This window comes from Paenibacillus sp. PastM-3 (assembly GCF_029893965.1).
Taxonomy (GTDB): Bacteria; Bacillota; Bacilli; order Paenibacillales; family Paenibacillaceae; genus Paenibacillus_AQ.
Genome location: NZ_JARXXP010000029.1, coordinates 1 through 19225, shown reverse-complemented (window position 1 = coordinate 19225; position 19225 = coordinate 1). Strand labels below are relative to the sequence as shown.

At 54.3% G+C, this 19225-nt stretch carries 14 protein-coding genes and 6 tRNA genes; 3 read left to right on the top strand and 17 right to left on the bottom strand.

What is annotated here, in order from left to right; translation table 11 throughout:
* Positions 1-177: 177 nt before the first annotated feature.
* The 5 genes from M2108_RS26580 to M2108_RS26560 all read right to left on the bottom strand — a co-directional run bounded on the left by M2108_RS26580 (position 178) and on the right by M2108_RS26560 (position 7058).
* Positions 178-1734, bottom strand: a complete 1557-nt coding sequence (locus tag M2108_RS26580) for an ABC transporter substrate-binding protein (RefSeq protein WP_277472382.1) — start codon at positions 1732-1734, stop codon at positions 178-180.
* A gap of 36 nt (positions 1735-1770) precedes the next feature.
* Positions 1771-2655: a carbohydrate ABC transporter permease gene (locus M2108_RS26575; protein ID WP_277472381.1), complete on the bottom strand. Its 885-nt coding sequence runs from the start codon at positions 2653-2655 to the stop codon at positions 1771-1773.
* A 14-nt stretch (positions 2656-2669) separates the two neighbouring features.
* Positions 2670-3656, bottom strand: a complete 987-nt coding sequence (locus M2108_RS26570) for an ABC transporter permease (RefSeq protein WP_277472380.1) — start codon at positions 3654-3656, stop codon at positions 2670-2672.
* A 237-nt stretch (positions 3657-3893) separates the two neighbouring features.
* Complete coding sequence (locus M2108_RS26565) at positions 3894-6230, bottom strand: AraC family transcriptional regulator (protein WP_277472379.1); 2337 nt, start codon at positions 6228-6230, stop codon at positions 3894-3896.
* 84 nt (positions 6231-6314) lie between these two features.
* Positions 6315-7058, bottom strand: a complete 744-nt coding sequence (locus tag M2108_RS26560) for a GDSL-type esterase/lipase family protein (protein ID WP_277472378.1) — start codon at positions 7056-7058, stop codon at positions 6315-6317.
* Between the two features lie 130 nt (positions 7059-7188).
* On the opposite strand from M2108_RS26560, the gene M2108_RS26555 reads away from it, so the two are divergent.
* Positions 7189-8067, top strand: coding sequence for a helix-turn-helix domain-containing protein (locus M2108_RS26555; protein WP_277472377.1), 879 nt, complete (start codon positions 7189-7191; stop codon positions 8065-8067).
* On the opposite strand, the gene M2108_RS26550 is transcribed toward M2108_RS26555, so the two are convergent.
* Entirely contained in the window at positions 8068-8973 is a 906-nt protein-coding gene (locus M2108_RS26550) for a helix-turn-helix transcriptional regulator (RefSeq protein WP_277472376.1), read from the bottom strand.
* A 132-nt stretch (positions 8974-9105) separates the two neighbouring features.
* Here M2108_RS26550 and M2108_RS26545 point away from each other — a divergent pair, with 132 nt between their 5' ends.
* Entirely contained in the window at positions 9106-11091 is a 1986-nt protein-coding gene (locus M2108_RS26545; RefSeq protein ID WP_277472375.1) for an alpha-amylase family protein, read from the top strand.
* A 627-nt stretch (positions 11092-11718) separates the two neighbouring features.
* Here M2108_RS26545 and fucU read toward each other — a convergent pair.
* The 4 genes from fucU to M2108_RS26525 are packed head-to-tail and all read right to left on the bottom strand — an operon-like array spanning position 11719 to position 16075.
* A complete protein-coding gene (gene fucU, locus M2108_RS26540) occupies positions 11719-12156 on the bottom strand; it encodes an L-fucose mutarotase (RefSeq protein WP_277472373.1) in 438 nt (145 codons plus the stop codon).
* A 24-nt stretch (positions 12157-12180) separates the two neighbouring features.
* A complete protein-coding gene (locus M2108_RS26535; RefSeq protein WP_277472372.1) occupies positions 12181-12831 on the bottom strand; it encodes a class II aldolase/adducin family protein in 651 nt (216 codons plus the stop codon).
* Positions 12832-12843: 12 nt separating this feature from the next.
* The gene (locus M2108_RS26530; RefSeq protein WP_277472371.1) at positions 12844-14283 is read right to left on the bottom strand and encodes a rhamnulokinase; all 1440 of its coding nucleotides are present in this window, start codon (positions 14281-14283) and stop codon (positions 12844-12846) included.
* A 25-nt stretch (positions 14284-14308) separates the two neighbouring features.
* Complete coding sequence (locus M2108_RS26525; protein ID WP_277472370.1) at positions 14309-16075, bottom strand: L-fucose isomerase; 1767 nt, start codon at positions 16073-16075, stop codon at positions 14309-14311.
* 336 nt (positions 16076-16411) lie between these two features.
* On the opposite strand from M2108_RS26525, the gene M2108_RS26520 reads away from it, so the two are divergent.
* Positions 16412-17182 carry a DeoR/GlpR family DNA-binding transcription regulator gene (locus M2108_RS26520; RefSeq protein ID WP_277472369.1) on the top strand — a complete coding sequence of 257 codons (771 nt, stop codon included), beginning with the start codon at positions 16412-16414 and terminating at the stop codon, positions 17180-17182.
* Between the two features lie 20 nt (positions 17183-17202).
* Here the strand turns inward: M2108_RS26520 and M2108_RS26515 are convergent, their stop codons facing one another.
* From M2108_RS26515 to M2108_RS26485, 7 genes are all read right to left on the bottom strand, one after another.
* Entirely contained in the window at positions 17203-17616 is a 414-nt protein-coding gene (locus M2108_RS26515) for a hypothetical protein (RefSeq protein ID WP_277472368.1), read from the bottom strand.
* Positions 17617-17800: 184 nt separating this feature from the next.
* A tRNA-Arg gene (locus M2108_RS26510) sits at positions 17801-17877 on the bottom strand.
* A gap of 6 nt (positions 17878-17883) precedes the next feature.
* Positions 17884-17958, bottom strand: a tRNA-Gly gene (locus M2108_RS26505).
* Positions 17959-18018: 60 nt separating this feature from the next.
* A tRNA-Asp gene (locus tag M2108_RS26500) sits at positions 18019-18096 on the bottom strand.
* A gap of 8 nt (positions 18097-18104) precedes the next feature.
* Positions 18105-18178, bottom strand: a tRNA-Met gene (locus M2108_RS26495).
* A gap of 85 nt (positions 18179-18263) precedes the next feature.
* A tRNA-Val gene (locus tag M2108_RS26490) sits at positions 18264-18339 on the bottom strand.
* A 66-nt stretch (positions 18340-18405) separates the two neighbouring features.
* Positions 18406-18480 (bottom strand) — tRNA-Glu (locus M2108_RS26485).
* Positions 18481-19225 lie beyond the last annotated feature (745 nt).

The window sequence follows — 19225 nt, the reverse complement described above, 5'->3', positions numbered from 1 at the left end:
GGCTACGCCGTCCTTATGAGGACGGTATCCGTTTCAGCGAGAAAGATAAGTAACATTTATTGCGCGAAGCATATAAATTCTTATCTTTTAAAATAAGACGGCTCTGCCAGCATGTTTAGATTGGCAAAGCCGTCAATGAGCAGCAGGTTTCTCCGGTATTGCAGTGTCTCTCTAGCCTTACTTCTTCAAGCCTTTATCCTTAAGGAACTGTTCGAATTGCTTCGTTACTTCCGCCACATACTTCTCTTCGCCGGCTTCCTTCAGCTTGCCGTACAGTACAGGCCAGGTTTCTTCGAAGTCCAGGGTGCCTGTAACCAGCCCGCGCTTGTACTCGCCCCATACGGCGTTCAGGTTGGCGATTTCCGTATTGACCGGCTCGGAGTTGAACTTGAAGGCGCCGACAGGATTAACCTCGGAATCGGAATTAATCTTCTTGGTCTCTTCCCAGACATTCTCCGGCTGGCCTTCCTTCAGGTAGGAATTGAAGACGCTGCCAAAAACCCAGTCCATATTCGGCATATAACGCGAATCCGCGAGTGCCTTGATGTAGTCGCCCGTTGTCTTCTCATAGTGGACACCTTCTACGCCGTTGCAAAGGAGATTGTACAGCTCTTTGTCCGTATTCACCAGATTCAGCAGCATCATAGCCCGCTCCGGATTAGCAGATGTACGGCTGATCGACTGGTTGGTCGTTGCCGAATAGCCGTTGGAGAACCAGTCGCTTAGCGGAACCGTAATGACCTCGTTGCCGCCGTTTTTGGCTTTTACCTCTGCTTCAACCCCCGGCTTGAGCGTAACGTTGAAGTCAACGGCAATCTGGCCTTTGGTGAGGTAATCGTTCATTTTTTCCGTAGCAGCATCTTTGTAGATATAACCTTCCTTATACCATTTGCTGGCCAGGCGGAAATTGTCGAGCTCCTCTTCCGGATAACGGTGCAACGTATAAGTTGGATCACCGGTTTTGATATAGAAATGGTCATCCAGGCCCGGAACTACCCAGTACTGGTCGTCATGCGACTGCGGATTGATAAAGGAGGTGCCGAATACACCGAATGGAATAATGTCCGGCTCGTTCTGCTTGATCTGGGCCAGGAACGGCTCAATATCAGCGAGCTTTTTGATGGAAGCGGTGTCAAGATTGTACTTGTCGGCAAAACGCTTCTGGATGATGAACCCGTAACGCGAGCCGTTAATCTGCTGATTCGGAATACCGTAAATCTCCCCGTCTACCGAGAGACCGTCCCACATGACCTGCGGCACATCGGCCTTCAGCTCAGGGGCATATTGCTCCAGCAGATCATCCATCGGCTGAATGGCGCCTTTGCGGACCAGCTCCTCCGGCTTCAGCATGTACCCGGTCCACAGAATGTCGAACTTCTCGCCTGCGGCCAGCACCGTGTTCATCTTTTGCACATAGTCCCCGACAGCGACCGGCATCAGCTTGACTGTGGCATTGATTTTTTCCTTCACAATCTTGTTGACTTCCTCCTGCACCTTCGCCTGGTCGGCCTGCAGCTGTGACAGCGGATAATACCAGGTCAGCTCAACCGGCTTCAGCTCCTCTGTGCCCGGATCCGTAGCCGGAGCCGCCGTCTGTGCGCCTTCCGTGGCAGTGCCCCCTGCACTGTTCCCGTTGTTGCCGTTGTTTCCATTGTTGCCGTTACCGCCGCAGGCGCTAAGCACCGATGCTGCCAGCAATACCAGCGCCAGAACTCCAAACAGCCTTTTTTTCATGTGTGTGACCTCCTGTACTTTGTACATGATTGTATGTTAACCCTTTAGGGAGCCAACCGTAAGCCCTTTGACAAAAAACCGCTGGAAAAACGGGAAGATCACCAGCATCGGTCCGCCGGCCAGCACCGCAATCGCCATCCGCGCCGAGCTGTTCGGGAAGCTGGACAAATCAATGCCGAGCTGTCCGGTAAACTCTGAATTGGTTGTGAGAAACTCAATACTGTTGAGCGTCCGCACCAGCAGCAGCTGCAGCGGCACCTTATTCGGATCATCGATGTAGAGCATCGCGTTAAACCATTCGTTCCAGTAGGTGAAGGAAATCAGCAGACCGAGTGTCGCCAGCGCCGGAGTGGAGAGCGGCAGGATGATCCGGAAAAAGATGCGGAACTCCCGCGCCCCGTCGATTTTGGCCGATTCAATGATCTCCAGCGGAATCTTCGACATGAACCCTTTCATGACCATAATGTTGAACGGCGACAGGAGAATCGGCAGAATCAGCGCCCACAGACTGTCCTTGAGATGCAGATATTGCGTGATGAGGATGTAGGAGGGAACAAGCCCGCCGCTGAACAGCATGGTAAAGAACACGTAAAAGGTAGTCACCCGGTTATACCGGTAATCCTGCCGGGAAATCACGTACGCGGTCATTGCAGTCAACAACAGGCCTAACAGCGCTCCGACTACAGTTATGGTGATGGTCACCCCGTAAGCACGGAACAGAATATCCGGGGCGTCCAGCAGATAGCGGTAGGCGTCCAGACTGAATTTTCCCGGGATGAACTGATATCCGTTAGCGGTCAGCGACTTTTCGTCTGTGAGAGACACGGCAACGACCAGCAGAAACGGCAGAATGACTACAAGCGAAAGCACCGTAAACAGCAGATTAATGAACAGCTTGGAGAATTCGAATTTTCGGGCCACTGTCTGGCACCTCCTTACCATAGAGAGTTATCAGGATCGACCTTGCGCACAATGCCGTTGGCCGTCAGCACCAGCACCAGACCGACAACCGACTGGTAAAAGCCTGTAGCCGCAGACATGCTCACATTGCCGACTTCACGCAGCGCACGGTACACATAAGTATCAATAATATCTGTAGAGCCGTAGAGAAAGCCTGAATTGTTCGGGATAAAATAGTGCAGGCCGAAGTCGCCGCGGAACATGTTGCCGATGGAGAGGATCAGCATGATGATGATGATTGGAGCCATGAGCGGGATCGTAATTTTGAACGCCATCTGCCGTTTGGTTGCCCCGTCGATCCGCGCCGCCTCGTAATATTCACTGTTGATTCCGATAATGCCGGCAAAATAAATCAGCGTATTAAAGCCTACTACCTTCCATAATTGCACCAGAATGAGGATAACCGGCCAAGGGGCGGCATTCTGGTACCAGCTGACCGGATCAAGGCCGAACGATTCAAGCGTGCGGTTGATGAAGCCGTCCGAATGGTTCAGAAAGGCGTAAGCGACATACCCGACCAGCACCCACGACAGAAAATGGGGCAAAAACAGCGCCGTCTGGTAGAACTTGCTCACTCTGGCCTTAATTTCGTTCATCAGGATCGCCAGCAGCAGCGCCGCCGAGGTCCCCACCAGGATATAAGCGGTATTATACAGAACGGTATTGCGGGTAATCCGCCATGCTGTGTCGGTAGTGAACAAATAACGGAAATTATCCAGCCCCACCCACTCGCTGCCGAAGATGCCCAGATCATAGCGGTAGTTTTTGAAGGCGATAATCAGGCCGATCATTGGGATATAGGCAAAAATCAATTTGTACAAAATCCCCGGCAGGGAGAGCAGAAACAGCTCGCGGTTGTTCTTAAAATGATGCAGCTCTCTTCCGGCCCATGACTTCCTGCGTTTTTCCGGCGGTGCACCCGCATGAGCCCCCTGCCCGGTAAGTGTAACGTTCTTCTGCATAACCAAAGCCCCTTCCTTTCTTCGTTAACGGCTGCCTGTGTGTCAGGCTTTGCATGGCCTTAGAATAGCGTAGCAGCAAGCATTTACGGTACTGTACAATCGCAAGAATGCTGTAAATCCGGGCTGTACAGTTCCCTGATTCCTGCTTCGGGCAGAGGAGTGCTGCGGCTGTGGGCAAAAAGCCAAAAAGGCCCGCTGAATGAAAAAATCTCACTCGCGGGCCCGGCATTCGTTATATTATTTGCTGCGGTCAATGGCTGATTTCAGGCGGTATTCCTTCGGGGTCGTCCCGTAGCGGCGTTTGAACAGCCGGTAAAAATAGCTCTCGTTGCCGAAGCCGACTTTCTCCATTATCTCTGTTACGGTCAAATCCTTCTGCTCCAGATAGTCCCTGGCATAAGCCAGCCGCGCCGCATTGATCTGGTCAACTACGGTAATCCCTTCCTGCGACTTGAACACCTGGCCCAGATAAACGGAGCTCATCTTCAGCATGTCGGCAATCCGCTGCACATTGAGATCAGGGTCGGCATAGTGCCGGTCGATAATCTCCTTCACGGTCTCCGCCAGCAGTCGGCTCTTGTCCTCGCGGCCGCTCCGCCGCTGCTCTGCTACTTCGCGCACGACCTCCAGCAGGACGGCTTCTATTTCATCAAGCGTTTCTTTCTCCAGAATCCGCCGGTTAATCGCCTGCAGGTTGACGGATACCGGATTGACATTATGGCTGTTCATCTCACCGAGTGTATTGCTCAAGGTAACTGCCAGATGCAGCACCGCTGAGAACATATTCTCGTAGCTGAAGCCGCCGAGCAGCTCCCGCCAGCTGCGGATCGCCTGCTCCGTCTCCTGCAGATCGCCGCCCTTCAGCCCTTCCATCAGCTGCCGCTCCAGCTCCTGCGGGATGCGCAGCGTCTCATTCTGCTCATTCTCAAGCAGATTCTCCGGCTCCAGCACCGCCCCTTTGCCGTAGATCATCCGGTAATGGGAATGGCGGACCGCCTGATTATAATGCCGGGTAATGCTGCGATAGTCCGGGAACACCTCACTGAGCGTAACCGTAAAGGTGATGCGGTAATAAGCCTGGACGGTTTGCTGAAGCTCTCTGAACCGCTCGCCCAGCAGCTCCAGCCCAACGGCTGCGGCTGTTTTGTCTGCTGTACCTGCTCCGCTGCTGAATATAAAGACCAGGTGCCCGCTTTTCATATCTACAGCTTCGCATGAGCCGTCCTGGCTGAGCAGTTCCTGGCCGATGTTGGCAATGGCAAAGTACAGCAGGGACTCCATCGCAGCACCCTGGCCGGCGGCAAGCCCCTGAAGATCGTCAATCTGCACCAGAGCCAGCCGCAGCGGAGCCGGATAAGCAATATCTATGCCATACTGCTCTCTGATCTGCAGGAATGCGCGCTCGTCTACACTTCCGCTTGCTCCGACCAGGCTGCGCAGCTGATACACCTTGGCGATATTCGACTGTGAGGCCCGCTCCTGCTCAAGCCCCTTCAGCTTGCCGATCATCTCGGTTACATTGGCCGCAATCAACGACAGCTCATCCTGGCCCTGCGGGGCACCGCGTTCATTCTGCGGCACCAGCGTCAGCAGCTGGCCCACCGGCTTATACAGCCGCAGCGAAAAAAATACGGACAGCATGACCGCAAGCAGAACGACGGACAGCGTGACCGCCACCTCTGTCCACTTCATCTGCCGCACGCTGCCCAGCACCACATCATAATCCTGCAGGCTGACAATCTGCCAGTTATTCAGCGCCTTGCTTAAATAAGTGACCTTATATTTCCGGTCTTCATGATTGTAGATAAAGGAATCCACCGGTTTATCCGAAGGGGTAAGCCGCGGCAGCAGGTCCTGCCTGATGTTAAGCCCTGCAGGCAGCAGCCCGTCGGTCGAAATCAGCACCTCGCCTTCGCTGTCGGTAATGAACAGCACATCATTTTGCCGCTCCGCCACCAGATTAAGCGCTTTCACATTATCAAGCATCCAGTCCGGCTTCACCGTCAGAATCAGCACATTGTCATTAATAGAACCCATGGCTTCTCCGTCATAGAGAAAGAAGGCAAACACATCGATTCCGTCGTTCTTGCCGTCAAGATCCAGGGGAATCAGCTGCAGCTTCGGCAGATCGGACCTTGAAGCCATATAGCTCTCCAAAGCTCCATACAGGGTACTGTTATTGATGTCATGGTTAAGTGACGAGAAGAACCGCTGCTGGGCGCCGTTATAAAAGACTGCGGCGTGCAGATACGGCGATGAGGCAACGGTATGATTCAGACGTTCAATTTTTAGAATACTCTGTTTGTAATCTGCACCCGACTTCAACGCGAGCAGCTCTTCGTCGTTGTACAGCGATACGGCCAAATCCCTCACGATGCCGTTCATATTCTCAACGTTATAGTTGATCTGGGTCAGCAGCTTCCGGTCAGCTTCATTCTGCAGGCTGAGCACCCGGCTGCGGGCACTGGCATTCAGAAAAAGCGAAGCAACAGCAAGTGTGGCAACCACCAGCATAAAGCTGAGCAAAATCCGCTGCAGATATTTGCGTGACCGGATCGTCTGGAGTACATTCATGGATTCACTCCCCCTGCGCTTAAGTGACCTAACTATAATCCCGGCTGATTTTGCCTGTCAATCCGTCCTTTGGGGCACCTGTTGTTATTCCCGGCGCGCATCCGGCCATTGTTCCGGCTCTGTACCAAAGAGCTCTTGTAAAAGCGTATGTGCTATAACCCCGTGGCCCGGGGCGTCCGGATGAATCCCGTCACCGTAACGGTAAGCGGCGTTAAGCAACCGTTCCTGCCTGATGTGCTGCAGCAGCGGCGTGCGCAGATCGATGACCTGATCAGCAGGACAGCCCCCGGATAACAGCCAGTCCGCGTAATGCTCCAGCACCCGGTCGTAATCCCTGTAGGGCGCCAGATAACTGAAATCATCCGCATCCGCCGGCAGCAGCGGGCCGTTCATGGACAGGGCATCGAACGGCGGCGGGGTCAGCAGCACCACCTTGGCTCCCGCTTTATGAATCTGTGCACTCAGCCGCCGCATTCCGTCCTGATAGGCCGCAAACCTTTCAGCGGAGAATGGATGATAGATTCCGTCGTTCATCCCGTAGCAGGCTACGACTACATCCGGGGCTGCTTCCGCGAGCTCTCTTGTGAGCCGTTCATGGATGCAGGGACGGGGAAAGGGATGTGCCGCTTCGCTGAGTCCCGAGGCCGTCTCGCTCGGGACTCCCCGTGCCGTCAGCCGGACTCCCGGGTGCGGCCGGTGCTTCTTCAGCCATTCTCCGGCCAGCCGGATATATTGACCGTCGGCCGTGATGCTGTCTCCAAGAAACAGGATGTGCGGCTGTACGGAATTCTGTTTTTCCGTTTTCTTAGTCGTAAATAAAGGCAGCATGCTCTTCCCTCCTGACAAGTACGCCAAGGCGTATGGCTTCCCTTAACGGCGGTATGCCCGCAACCTAATGGTAGCGCCGCCTGCCCTTTTCCGCCTTGACGATATCGCCCTTCCTTAGCATAATATTGCCATGACAACCAAATTATTAGCGCGGGACATCGGACTTGAGCCCGGATTTACCTTCCGGATCCAGAAATGTCCGCTGACCCATGATTATTATGTACACAGCCATGATTTCTCTGAGCTCGTCGTCATTTTGTCGGGAAGCGCCGTGCATATCATCGAAGGGAGAGAGTATCCGGTTACGGCCGGCCAGGTTTTTCTGATTCACAGCGGTGTTTCCCATGGTTACAAGAATGTCGAGGATATTGAGTATGTGAATGTGATGTTTCAGCCCGAGGAGCTGCTGCAGCAGCCAGAGCTTAGATTGCTTCCGGGCTTCCAGGCCTTGTTCTATATCGAGCCCTTTTACCGTCAGGAGATGTATTTCAGGGGCATGCTTTCGCTGGATGCAGGGCAGCTGCTGGAGGCAACAAGGCTGCTAGATCTGATTCTCTCTGAGCATGAGCGCCGGGAGGACGGCTACCGCCTGATGGTCCGCACCTATTTCACTGCCCTGGTAGGCATGCTCTCCCGTTATTATCAGAACAGCAGCAGGGGCGAGGACAACAAGGCGCTGCGGATCGGTGAGGCGGTCACCTATATTGAGGAGCATTTCCTTCAGCCGGTTACCCTGCAGTCCATGGCGGACATGGCGTATATGTCGACCCGCCAGTTTCTGAGGGTCTTCACCCGCAACTATAAGACGACTCCCATGGACTATGTCATCCGCAAACGGCTGGACTACTCCTGTACGCTGCTGCGCAACCCGGACCTTCCGGTATCCCGGGTAGCCATGGACAGCGGCTTCCACGACCAGAACTATTACGCCCGCCAGTTCCGTAAAAGCTTCAACTGCACACCGACCGAATACCGCGAACGGATCAGCGGCTCCGGGGAGCGCGGGTGATCACTCCCTGCCCTCTACTGCTGCAGCAGCTTCCTCCCGCTGGCGCAGCCGGCGACGGTAAGCTACCGGGGTCATGCCGAATCTTGCGCTGAACAGCCGGGTCAGATAATTGGCATCGCGGATGCCGATCCGTTCGGCAATATCGGCGACGCTGAGTACCGTGCCGCCCAGCAGCTTCTTGGCTTCTTCGAGCCGCCGCTGCAGCACGTACTGCAGCGGCGTTGTGCCGATATGCTGCTTCATGCATCTCGTAATATAATCTGCCTGGAAATGCAGCTCCTCCTGCAGACCCGTCACCTGAAACGGCTCCTTCCAATGCCTGTCCAGATAAGCTGCCGCCGCCCGGGCCAGCCGGACCGCCGGCTCCGGCAGCGCCATGCGGGCGCATTCTGCCTGCAGCGCCGCCATCAGCTCGGCCAGCAGAACATGGAGCCGCAGGGCATTTTCGGCATTCAGCCGGCTGTGAATCTCGTTCATCTCATCCAGAATCGGCTCCAGCGCCTCTACGTCTACGGCAGCAAATTTGGGCATATACAGCCGCTGCTGTGCAGAGGGCTCCTCATCCTCTACTGTTCCTTTGGCCAGCAGTGCAGACCAGGGAATCTCCTCCTGCAGGATATAAGCCGGCTTCCCCTCATGAATGAAGTGAACCCAGTAAATCTCCGTATCCTCTTCACAGACCCGGTAGCCCTCGTGCGGCAGTCCTGCCTCAAGCACCAGCAGCCTGCCCGGACCGATCGCATATTCCTTCCCCTGTTCAGCCATATACAGCGTTCCGCGCTTGACCAGCAGCAGATCATATACCCCGAAGGTCCGGGCAAAATGCCGGTCACCCGGCGACCAGACGGCCAGCCCCACCGTGACGAACTTGGGCAGCGGCGGAATCGTAAATTCCAGACAGAGCACCCTATCCCCTCCTGTATTAAAGTCGGTTTTGTGCTATTTCAAGTCTATAATATCACTGGTAGCGCTTGCAGAAAAGAGGTACATTGACTGGGAATCGCTTTATATCCAATTTCTATAAGGGGTTGTTCATCCATGCGTTTCCGTCAGGTTCATCTCGACTTCCATACCTCCGAGGCCATTCCCGGCATCGGAAAAGATTTCAGCAGAGCCCAGTTCCAGTCCATGCTGCGCTCCGGCCATGTCGATTCCATCACCGTATTCTCCAAATGCCATCACGGCTGGGCCTACCATCCCAGTGAAGCTAATGAAATCCATCCGCATCTTGACTTCGATCTGCTGGGGGAAATGATAGAAGCTGCCCACGAAATCGGCGTCCGCACACCGGTCTATTTATCTGCCGGCCTGGATGAAAAGCTGGCCCGCCGCCATCCCGAATGGCTGATCCGCGACCCGGAGGACCGTACGCGCTGGGTGAAGGATTTCATGACGCCGGGCTACCACGAGTTCTGCCTGGGCACACCTTATCTGGATATTCTGCTGGCCCAGCTTCATGAGGTGGTCGGCCGTTACGATGCAGACGGCATCTTCCTCGACATCGTCGGTGCCCGCAAGTGCCGCTGCCAGTACTGTGTAGCCGCCCTGCGGGCAGACGGCAAAGACCCGCGCGACGAGGCAGCAGTAGCAGCTCTGGGCGAGCAGACTTACCTGAACTATGCACGCCGCGTCCGCGAGACCATCGATTCCGTGAAGCCCGGCCTGCCGGTCTATCACAACAACGGCCATCAGCAGCGGGGCCGGCGTGACCTCGTCCATGTCAACACCCACCTCGAGCTGGAATCGCTGCCGACCGGGGGCTGGGGTTACGACCATTTCCCGCTGTCCGCCCGTTATGCCCAGCCGCTCGGCCTGGAATTTCTCGGTATGACCGGCAAATTCCATACCTCCTGGGGCGAATTCGGCGGCTACAAGCATCCGAACGCGCTGCGCTATGAAGCCGCGCTCAGCCTCGCGCACGGCGCGAAATGCTCCATTGGCGACCAGCTTCACCCCTCCGGTCTGATGGATGAAGCCACCTATGCCCTGATCGGCGCGGCCTACGCCGAGGTCGAGGCGAAGGAGCCGTGGTGCAGCGGCGTCACCTCTGTCGCCGACATCGCCGTCCTGTCCCTGGAGGCGGCGCGCGAGGCCTGTCCCGGCGGCCAGGCGCTGAAGGGAGCGCGCAATCTGGCTGATGCCGGAGCCGTGCGTATCCTGACCGAAGGCCACTATCTGTATGACATCGTCGATACAGATAGTGACTGGTCAGCATACAAGGTGCTGGTGCTGCCGGATGAGGTGCCGGTCTGGCCGGAGCTGGCGGCTGCAGTTGAAGCCTTCACCGCAGGAGGCGGCAAGGTGCTGGCCACCGGCAGGTCCGGCCTGAACCCGGCCGGAGATGCTTTTGCGCTGGAGCTGGGAGTGAACTGGCTCGGAACGAACGTGTACCGCCCGTCCTATTTCCGTCCGCACTTCACTCCCGGTGCGCTGCAGCCTGCTTCCTTTGTTATGTACGGTGAGGGTCAGCTGGTGGAGCTGAACGGCGGGAACTCCCTGGGCCATCTGGAGAACCCGTATTTCAACCGCGATGTCTTCACCTTCTGCTCGCATCAGCACACACCGGGTGCCCGGGAGGACAACGGGCCGGCCATGGTCGAAAGCGGCGGCGGGATCTACATCGCCTGGGACGTATTCAGCGAATATGCGGACGGCGGCCATCTTATTCTGAAGGAGATGGTGCTCCATGCGCTGTCCCGGCTGCTGCCGCAGCCTGCCCTCCGCACCAGCCTCCCGGCGCGGGGCATCACGACCCTGCAGTATCAGCAGGCTGAGCGCCGCTACGTGAACCACCTGCTCTATGCGGCTCCTGCGCTGAAGGGCCGCATCGAGGTGATCGAGGACATCGTGCCGCTGCGTGATGTCTCCGTCAGTCTGCGGCTCCCGTCCGCTGCCGCCGTCAAGCGGGTCTACCTGGCTCCGGCGATGACCGAGCTGCCGTTCACGGCAGACCAGGACGGCGGGATTACGTACACTGTCCCGCGCCTTGAGAATCACCAGATGGCCGTGCTCGAGCTGGTTTAGGGGCATTTGGCGGAGGATGCGGTGAGCGCAGCTATCCTCCGTGCATAACAATAGCAGCAGCCTCAGACTATTCGCTTAGTCTGGGGCTGCTGTTGTCACTTACGATTTGCAAGATTCCATCCGGAGGATGGGGGATGGACTCTCATCCAGATTTAGTTGGATTTTTGCTACTTAAATCCGGCTTTTTCCTGAACTCTCGAACATTAGGTGGAAAAACGCCACCTAATTTAGCCTTTTTCTCGCTTCAGTTGCATTCTCGGCGATATTAAGTGGTGTTTTTCCATCTAGTTTCCCAATGGCGGGCCTCCCCGGAAAAATAGATGGCGAATTTCCACTTAGCTTGATGAGCAGTCCCTGCAGCGCGATACCTGCAGTGCCATACCTGCAGATTTATTGCCGGGAAACCGGCAGTTGATCTGCCTATTTTACCGCACATTCACTCTACAAGAACTGTCTATCCTGATCCCCTCAATAAATCGTCGGCACCATTCCTTCGTCAATCCGGACAGCAGAGCCTCTGAAGGCCGCTCCATAAGGGCTGCCACAGCACATGGACATGTTCGCTGTAGCCTCACTATTTTCGCTTAATAATCTGGTTTTCATTGCCGCATTTTTCAGCTGAAATGCTCAGCGGCTCTCTGCTGTAACCACACCCTTTTTAATAATGATATTGCCGTAGAGAGCCTCTTCCCCCGTTACCACAACGGCGTAGCTCTGCCTGGAGCGGTTATAAAAGTCAAAACGTTCCTCATATTCAATCGTCGCCTTGCTGTCATGCTTCGCAAGTATAGCCTCATACACGGACCAGATTTCCGGCACAGACGGATCACCCTCCACTACAGCCATAAAAGCCGCCTGATGCGGCACATAATGATCCAGCGGCAGCAGCTCAAGAATCGCATCAAGCAGTGCAGGAATTCCCACTCCGTCGTATCTCAGTACTCTGCTATGCAGGGCATGACCCGGAAAATGGGCATCCGCCAGCACCAGCTCATCCCCGTGGCCCATCTCCATCAGCACGCGGACCAGTTCGGGGGACAGCAGCTTAGGAATTTTCTTCAGCATGCTGTACCTCCTTGGACAGCCTGTCTACATCCCATAAAAAGACCTCAGGGCCACCAGCTCATCAATCCGGTTCTGCGGCAGCTCGCGCTCCCCCTTAATCATCCGGGTAATGAACGTCAGCTTCGCTGTGTATTCGAGCCGCTCCATGTTCATGTAGGCGCTCATAACATCCTTGCCCCAGGTCAGAGCGCCGTGGCTTTCCAGCAGGACAGCCGTTTTCTTGCCCAGGAACGGGATCAGCGAATCCGGGATTTCTTCCGTAGAAGGTGTCCCGTATGCCGCCAGCGGAATATCTCCCATCGCAATGACCGACTCCGGCATCATCATTTTATCCAGCGGCTCGCCTTTGATCGCAAAAGCTGTCGCATAAGGCGGATGGGCATGCACCACCCCGTTCATTTCGGGCAGCTCATTATAGATCCGCAGATGCATCTTCACTTCGGTGGAAGGACGATACCCTTCCGCTGCTTCAAGGATTTCCCCCTGCAGATTGACCTTTACGAGCATATGCGGCTGCAGATAGCCTTTGCTGACTCCTGTCGGTGAAGCAAGAACTTCCGTTTCGGACAGACGGGCCGAAATATTCCCGTCATTGGCGGCGATAAAATCCTTGTTAAACAAATTTCTGCCGATGTCACAGATCAGCAGGCGCAGCTCTTGTTCTTTCTCATTCATGGTAACTCTCCTTTACCTGGACGGATAATAACGGACAAGCGTGTAAGATTGTGCTACAAGCTCTCTGAGCGCAGAAGCCTTGACTGCTCCAATAGCGGCTAACTGGACAGCTATATTACCGATCGCGCTGGCCTCGGCAGGCCCGGCGATAATCTCTTTTCCGGTGGCATCAGCCGTAAGCTGGCACAGCAGCTCATTGCGGATACCTCCGCCCACCATGTGGATTGCACGGAGGCTCTGTCCGGTCAGCGTCTCCAACTCATTGATTGCCCTTGCATAGGCGGCGGCAAGGCTCTGCAGAATGGTCAGGATCACCTTGCCCTTGCTTCCCGGCGGCTGCTGGCCGGTCCGGTCACAATAGGCTGTAATCCGGCCGGGCATATCGCCCGGCGTGCTGAACAGGGCATCATCCGGGTCAATGATAGCTGCAGTATAGCCTTCGCTTCGGGCTTCTGCGGCAAGCCGGACCGCCTCCTGATGAGACACCGGCTCACCCGCCTGCGCCCAGCCTCTTTGCGTCTCCTGCAAGATCCACAGCCCTGTAATGTTCTTCAGCAGCCGGTTTCCGCCGCCGAAGCAGCCTTCGTTGGTAAAGCCGTATTCACGGGCCTGATCCGTCAGCACCGGCTGCTCTGTCTCCATGCCTGCCAGGGACCACGTGCCGCAGCTGATAAAAGCGGCCGTCTCTGCTCCCGGTTCATATGGAATGGAAGCCACCGCAGATGCCGTGTCATGGGCGGCCCCGGCAATAACCTGCAGCGGGCCCGTGCCAAGCTCCTCCTGCAGCGCCGGCAGCAGCCGGCCGGTCACGGTTCCGGCCGGCACCTGCTCCGGAATCAGGCTGAGCGGAAGCCGCAGCCTGTTCATCACCTTGGCGGCAGGAGCAGCTGATCCGGCGGCCAGCAGACCGCTGGTGCTCCAGATCGTCTGCTCCCCGGCGGCGGTGCCGGAGAGCAGATAATGGAACAGATCCGGCATCAGCAGCATCCGGTCTGCGGTCTCCCTGAGCCAGGGACTCTCCTGCAGATCCGCAAACAGCTGATACACCGTGTTAATTCTGGCTGATTGATTGCCCGTCAATCTAAACTGCTCATCCGGCGGCAGCAGCTCCTCGAGAATAGGAGCATAGGCAGCTGTCCGCTGGTCCCGGTAATGATGCGGGGCGTACAGCAGCTGCCCCTTCCGGTCAATGAAGCCGAAGTCGACGCCCCATGTATCTACGCTCACAGACGTCAAAGTCCCGTGCTCCCTGGCTGCTTTGCGTACTCCCTGCTTCATTTCATAAAACAGCCGCAGCACATCCCAGTACAAATGCCCGTGCAGCTCAACCGGCTGATTGGCAAACCGGTGAACCTCCTCCACCTCTATACGTTTGCCGTCATACAGGCCCAGCATGACTCTGCCGGAACTGGCCCCCAGGTCCACCGCGAGCAGTTTGATCACTTCATCCATATCCTGCACCTGCTTCGCCTTGATTTTAGTACAGCGGCCCGAAGTTGCGGCAGGCCCTGTAATCTGCGCTTTCCAGATCCTCTGTACCGAACAGGGACCACACGCGCGGTCTGAAAATCCGGGATTCCTCCACATTGTGCATGCTGACCGGAATCCGCAGGATGGAGGCCAGCGTAATCAGATCCGCACCGATATGCCCGTAGCTGATTGCGCCGTGGTTGGCTCCCCAGTTATTCATGACATCATAGACGGTTTTGAACGAGCCCTGATTCGTTAGCTTGGGAGCAAACCAGGTTGTCGGCCAGGTCGGGTCAGTCCGCTCATCCAGCGTCTTATGCACTTCTTCAGGGAGCTCAATAGTATAACCCTCCACAAGCTGAAGCACGGGACCAAGCCCCTTAACCAGATTGAGCCGGGCCATCGTTACAGGCATTCCGCCTTTTGTTAAATAATCGGTGGAGAAGCCGCCCCCGCGGAAATATTCCTGTGAAGCCGGGCGGAACTGGGTCTCTGCTATACAGCGCTCCGCCTCGTCATCCGTAATCTCCCAGAACGGCTTAATCGCAGGCTTCCCGTCCACACTCTGCTCTCCCGTTCCATCCAGCGCTGCAGAGCCCGAGTTGATCAGATGCAGCAGCCCGTGCGCCGCCTCACCCTCCAGTTCATATCCGGTTACCCGTTTAACTGCAGCAGGACTCCAGAAGGTCCGGACATCGGCAAAAATCTGTGCCGTATTCGTAAGCAGATAATTGAACAGCATCGTTACACCGTTCAGGCTGTCATTCTCGGTAGCCACGATATACGGCGCCCGCCGGCCGTTCCAGTCAAAGGAGGAGTTCAGAATCGTCTCTATGAAATCCCCGTTTGGAAAATGATCCGTCCACTGCCGCTGGCCCTGGAAGCCGCCGACAATCGCATTATGCCCGTTAGCCTCCTCCTCAAAGCCGAGTTCAGCCAGCCGCGGATTCCCAACCATGAGGTCACGCGCGATGAGCGTCATTTTGACACAGGTCTCCCACTGCTGCTCCTTCAATTCATCGCTGATCTGCAGGTGCTGCGGATTATTGTCCGCTCCGGTGCGGCATTTTTCCTTAACCCAGGCCAGGGCCTGTGCAAATTCTTCTTTATCATAAATTTCTTCCTCGAACCGGCGCACGTATTCGGACATATCAGTGTATTCATTCCGCATGCCCAGGTAGTCCTGGAAGAATTGTTCGTTCACAATCGAACCTGCAATCCCCATCGAGACAGAGCCCATCGACAGATAAGATTTACCTTTCATCAGCGCTACTGCCATAGCGGATTTAGCGAACTGCAGCAGCTTTGTCTGCACATCAGCCGGGATCTCTTCACTGCTGGATTCCTGCACATCCTCACCGTATATGCCGAACGCCGGAATTCCCTTTTGCGCATAGGCAGACAGAACAGCCGCCAGATATACTGCCCCCGGGCGCTCCGTTCCGTTAAAACCCCACACAGCGTGCGGAATCGTTGCATCCATATCCATCGTTTCCGAGCCATAACACCAGCACGGGGTTACGGTAATTGATACGCCGACATTCTGTCCAGCAAATTTCTGTGCGGCAGCCGCTGCTTCCTTCACACCGCCGATCGTTGAATCAGCGATAACACATTCTACAGGAGACCCGTCCGGGTAAAAAAGACTTTCCGTAAGAAACTTAGCCACCCGCTCTGCCATCCCCATGGTCTGGGCCTCCAGCGATTCGCGGACACCGCGTCTTCTTCCATCAATCGTAGGCCGGATTCCAATCTTCGGATAATTTGTTGCCACTGCTGTTCCTCCTCAAATGAATTGGTTGGATATTGCGGCAGATCCTTTCAGACGTGAATCCAGCCCCCTTTTAAAGCGCTATCATGAAGGTGTTGTGAGACTGTCCCATCCTGTGCCGCCTGATCCCGTACTCGATAATATAGTTGAGTTCATGTTTATCATAGAATCGAATTAGCACAAAGTCAACAACAATCCACATTTATTTGTTAATTTTATGTGGTTTTATGTGTTATTATAATAAAGAGATGTGGTTTTTCGTGTGAGTTCTGACTATCTTGCAGCCAAATGTAGTACACTAGGAATAATATAAGATTTTGCAGACAAGGGTGGGTATGCATGAAGGCATTTGAACGGAGAGATTTGATCATCAACGAGCTGTACCGGCATAAAAAAGTGCATGTCGCTGACCTCGCACAGAAATTCCAGGTGTCCGAGGAGACCATCCGCCGCGATCTCGACAAGCTGGACAAAGAAGGCTTGGCCAAAAAAAACTACGGAGGCGCCATACTAAACGCCCATACCAACGAGGACCCGTCATACGCGGCCAGACATCAGGTCAACCTGGAGGCCAAAGGCATTATCGCTGCCAATGTGCTTGATCTGATTAATGACGGAGACAGCCTGATGACGGATACGAGCACAACAGCTTTTGAAGCCCTGCGCAAAATTACCGAATCCAAGCACAACCTGACCATCATCACCAATTCACTCGCTGTTTTATCCGAATTCCAGCATTCCGGACATAAGCTGATTTCCACCGGCGGTACACTGGGACCCGAGACCAGCTCCTTCGTCGGCCCCACTGCCTCGCAGACCATCCAGAAGTATAATGTGGACGTCGCCCTCTTCAGCTGTAAAGCATTGTCTATGACCGGAGGGCTCAGTGATTCCAACGAGGAGGAGAGCGAGCTGAAAATTCTGATGCAGAAGCAGGCCAGCAAAGTCGTGCTGCTCGTCGACCATTCCAAATTCGACCGGATTGCTTTCATCAAGCTGTTCAGCTTCGATAAAGTGGATTACATTGTGACTGACGAGAAGCCTTCGGAGGAATGGATCAGCTTTCTGAACAGCTATCAGGTGTCGGTACAGTATCATTCCGGGGAGTAAACAGCCAATAGCACTTATGCCTACTTATGAAACACAACCATCAAAACAATAAAGACGATGCTCAGCAGGCCGAACAGCTCCAGTACATCTTCCCTTGGCCATTTTCTCCGGACGAAGACGATCGAGGGGTGAGCAAGACCAGCAGCCAGGTACAGCAGTGACAGCAGCAAGCCAAAGCTCATCAGCGAAAATAAAGGATTGTCTGCACGGGGCACTCCAAGGATAACCACAAGTAATATCAAAGCAGTCAAGAGGAGCAGCACCCAGCGGAAAAATCGGATTAGCGGTCCGGGCTTAACAGGCGGAATGTTATCGCCGATTTTCTCAGCTCTGGCTTGCTCCTCTAATGCCTGCTTCAATGCCTCAGGGTTTTCGTTGCGCATTCTATGCATTTGATTAGCATTATCGATGCGCCTTTTGATGCTCTTGAACATACAAAAGCCTCCTCTTCTGCGTTTCCGGCCGCTTTTCGATTTAACGCACTTTCTCTGATTTAAAAAGAACGGAATGGTAAAATTACTTCAATAGTAATTCACCATTCCGTTTCACTGCAAATAATTTAGTTATTCAGACAAAAAAAAATAGCCTCTCCGGAGAGATGCTTCTGTTAAGTAAATATGGCGCGCCCTGAGAGATTCGAACTCCCGACCTTTTGATTCGTAGTCAAACGCTCTATCCAGCTGAGCTAAGGGCGCAAATAATGGAGCGGACGACGGGAATCGAACCCGCGACCCTCGCCTTGGCAAGGCGATGCTCTACCGCTGAGCCACGTCCGCACACGGTATGTATTTCTGTAATTCTAATGGGCTTGTCATACCCTATAAACAAAGTACTAATGGCGGAACCGACGGGATTCGAACCCGCGATCTCCTGCGTGACAGGCAGGCATGTTAGGCCAACTACACCACGGTTCCAAAATAAATTGCGGGGGCAGGATTTGAACCTGCGGCCTTCGGGTTATGAGCCCGACGAGCTACCGGGCTGCTCCACCCCGCGTCAGTAAAAATATTATCCCTTGGGGTCCCCGGAAAGTACCCGGAATCCACAGCGAAGCATTCACTTCACTTTTTGGGGGAATTTATGGTGGAGGCTGAGGGGATCGAACCCCCGACCCTCTGCTTGTAAGGCAGATGCTCTCCCAGCTGAGCTAAGCCTCCATGGAAGAAGCAACTTAATGATCATACCATACATTGGTTATAAAAGCAAACTTTATTTAAAATAAGTGGTGACCCGTAGGGGATTCGAACCCCTGTTACCTCCGTGAAAGGGAGGTGTCTTAACCCCTTGACCAACGGGCCATATTAACGATATTGTTTGTGACAACAAAGAATATTATAACATATATGAATCTAAAGAGCAATAGGTTAATCAATATTTCATGAGAGCTTACGAAACCTCACGTACGCTTATGGGGGCGTTTGCTGCTGGTATGTGGAAAACCTCCATGTCCACGTCTATGTCCACGTCTATGTCCACGTCTATGTCCACGTCTACGTCTATGTCTATGTCTTTGTCTTTGTCTATCTGTATGTCCTAGTCCGTCCGCTGAGGCACCTGGTGTTCTGTCTCTCTACACAATCAAGGAGCCCTCCTACCTTTCCATATGGATCTAACGGACTCCAGAGCCCTTATTCCCCTTGAACAGGCTCAATGACCGGGCTAACGGACCGTACCGCTCTTATCATCACTACAGCAGCCTACTTTGGGGGATATTTCCGGAAATAAGAGCACTGGTGTCCGTTAGAATATAAAAATATCACTTTTGCTGAAAATAAAGGCTGCTCAGTCCGTTAGAAATGAGAGCGCAATTACAGAATCATTCTAGCGATAATTTTCTAAGAATAAATATGTTAGACACACAAAACCTGTTTAGACACTTATTCTTACTAAGACAGCTCAAATGTAGCCATTACCTAGCCTAACCATAATTTTTGGTTAATTCTTAATGCAATCGAGTAGGAGGGGGCGGCAAGCCCCCGTCCTCTCACACCACCGTACATGCGGGTCCGCATACGGCGGTTCCAAAAGGTTAACAAAGCTCCA

Bases quoted from the DNA above. Each gene is read 5' to 3' on its own strand.
- M2108_RS26560 (WP_277472378.1), bottom strand. From the start codon at position 7,058: ATGCTGCCTTTATTTACGACTAAGAAAACGGAAAAACAGAATTCCGTA.
- M2108_RS26565 (WP_277472379.1), bottom strand. From the start codon at position 6,230: ATGAATGTACTCCAGACGATCCGGTCACGCAAATATCTGCAGCGGATT.
- M2108_RS26580 (WP_277472382.1), bottom strand. From the start codon at position 1,734: ATGAAAAAAAGGCTGTTTGGAGTTCTGGCGCTGGTATTGCTGGCAGCA.
- fucU (WP_277472373.1), bottom strand. From the start codon at position 12,156: ATGCTGAAGAAAATTCCTAAGCTGCTGTCCCCCGAACTGGTCCGCGTG.
- M2108_RS26520 (WP_277472369.1), top strand. From the start codon at position 16,412: ATGAAGGCATTTGAACGGAGAGATTTGATCATCAACGAGCTGTACCGG.
- M2108_RS26515 (WP_277472368.1), bottom strand. From the start codon at position 17,616: ATGTTCAAGAGCATCAAAAGGCGCATCGATAATGCTAATCAAATGCAT.
- M2108_RS26530 (WP_277472371.1), bottom strand. From the start codon at position 14,283: ATGGATGAAGTGATCAAACTGCTCGCGGTGGACCTGGGGGCCAGTTCC.
- M2108_RS26545 (WP_277472375.1), top strand. From the start codon at position 9,106: ATGCGTTTCCGTCAGGTTCATCTCGACTTCCATACCTCCGAGGCCATT.
- M2108_RS26535 (WP_277472372.1), bottom strand. From the start codon at position 12,831: ATGAATGAGAAAGAACAAGAGCTGCGCCTGCTGATCTGTGACATCGGC.
- M2108_RS26555 (WP_277472377.1), top strand. From the start codon at position 7,189: ATGACAACCAAATTATTAGCGCGGGACATCGGACTTGAGCCCGGATTT.
- M2108_RS26570 (WP_277472380.1), bottom strand. From the start codon at position 3,656: ATGCAGAAGAACGTTACACTTACCGGGCAGGGGGCTCATGCGGGTGCA.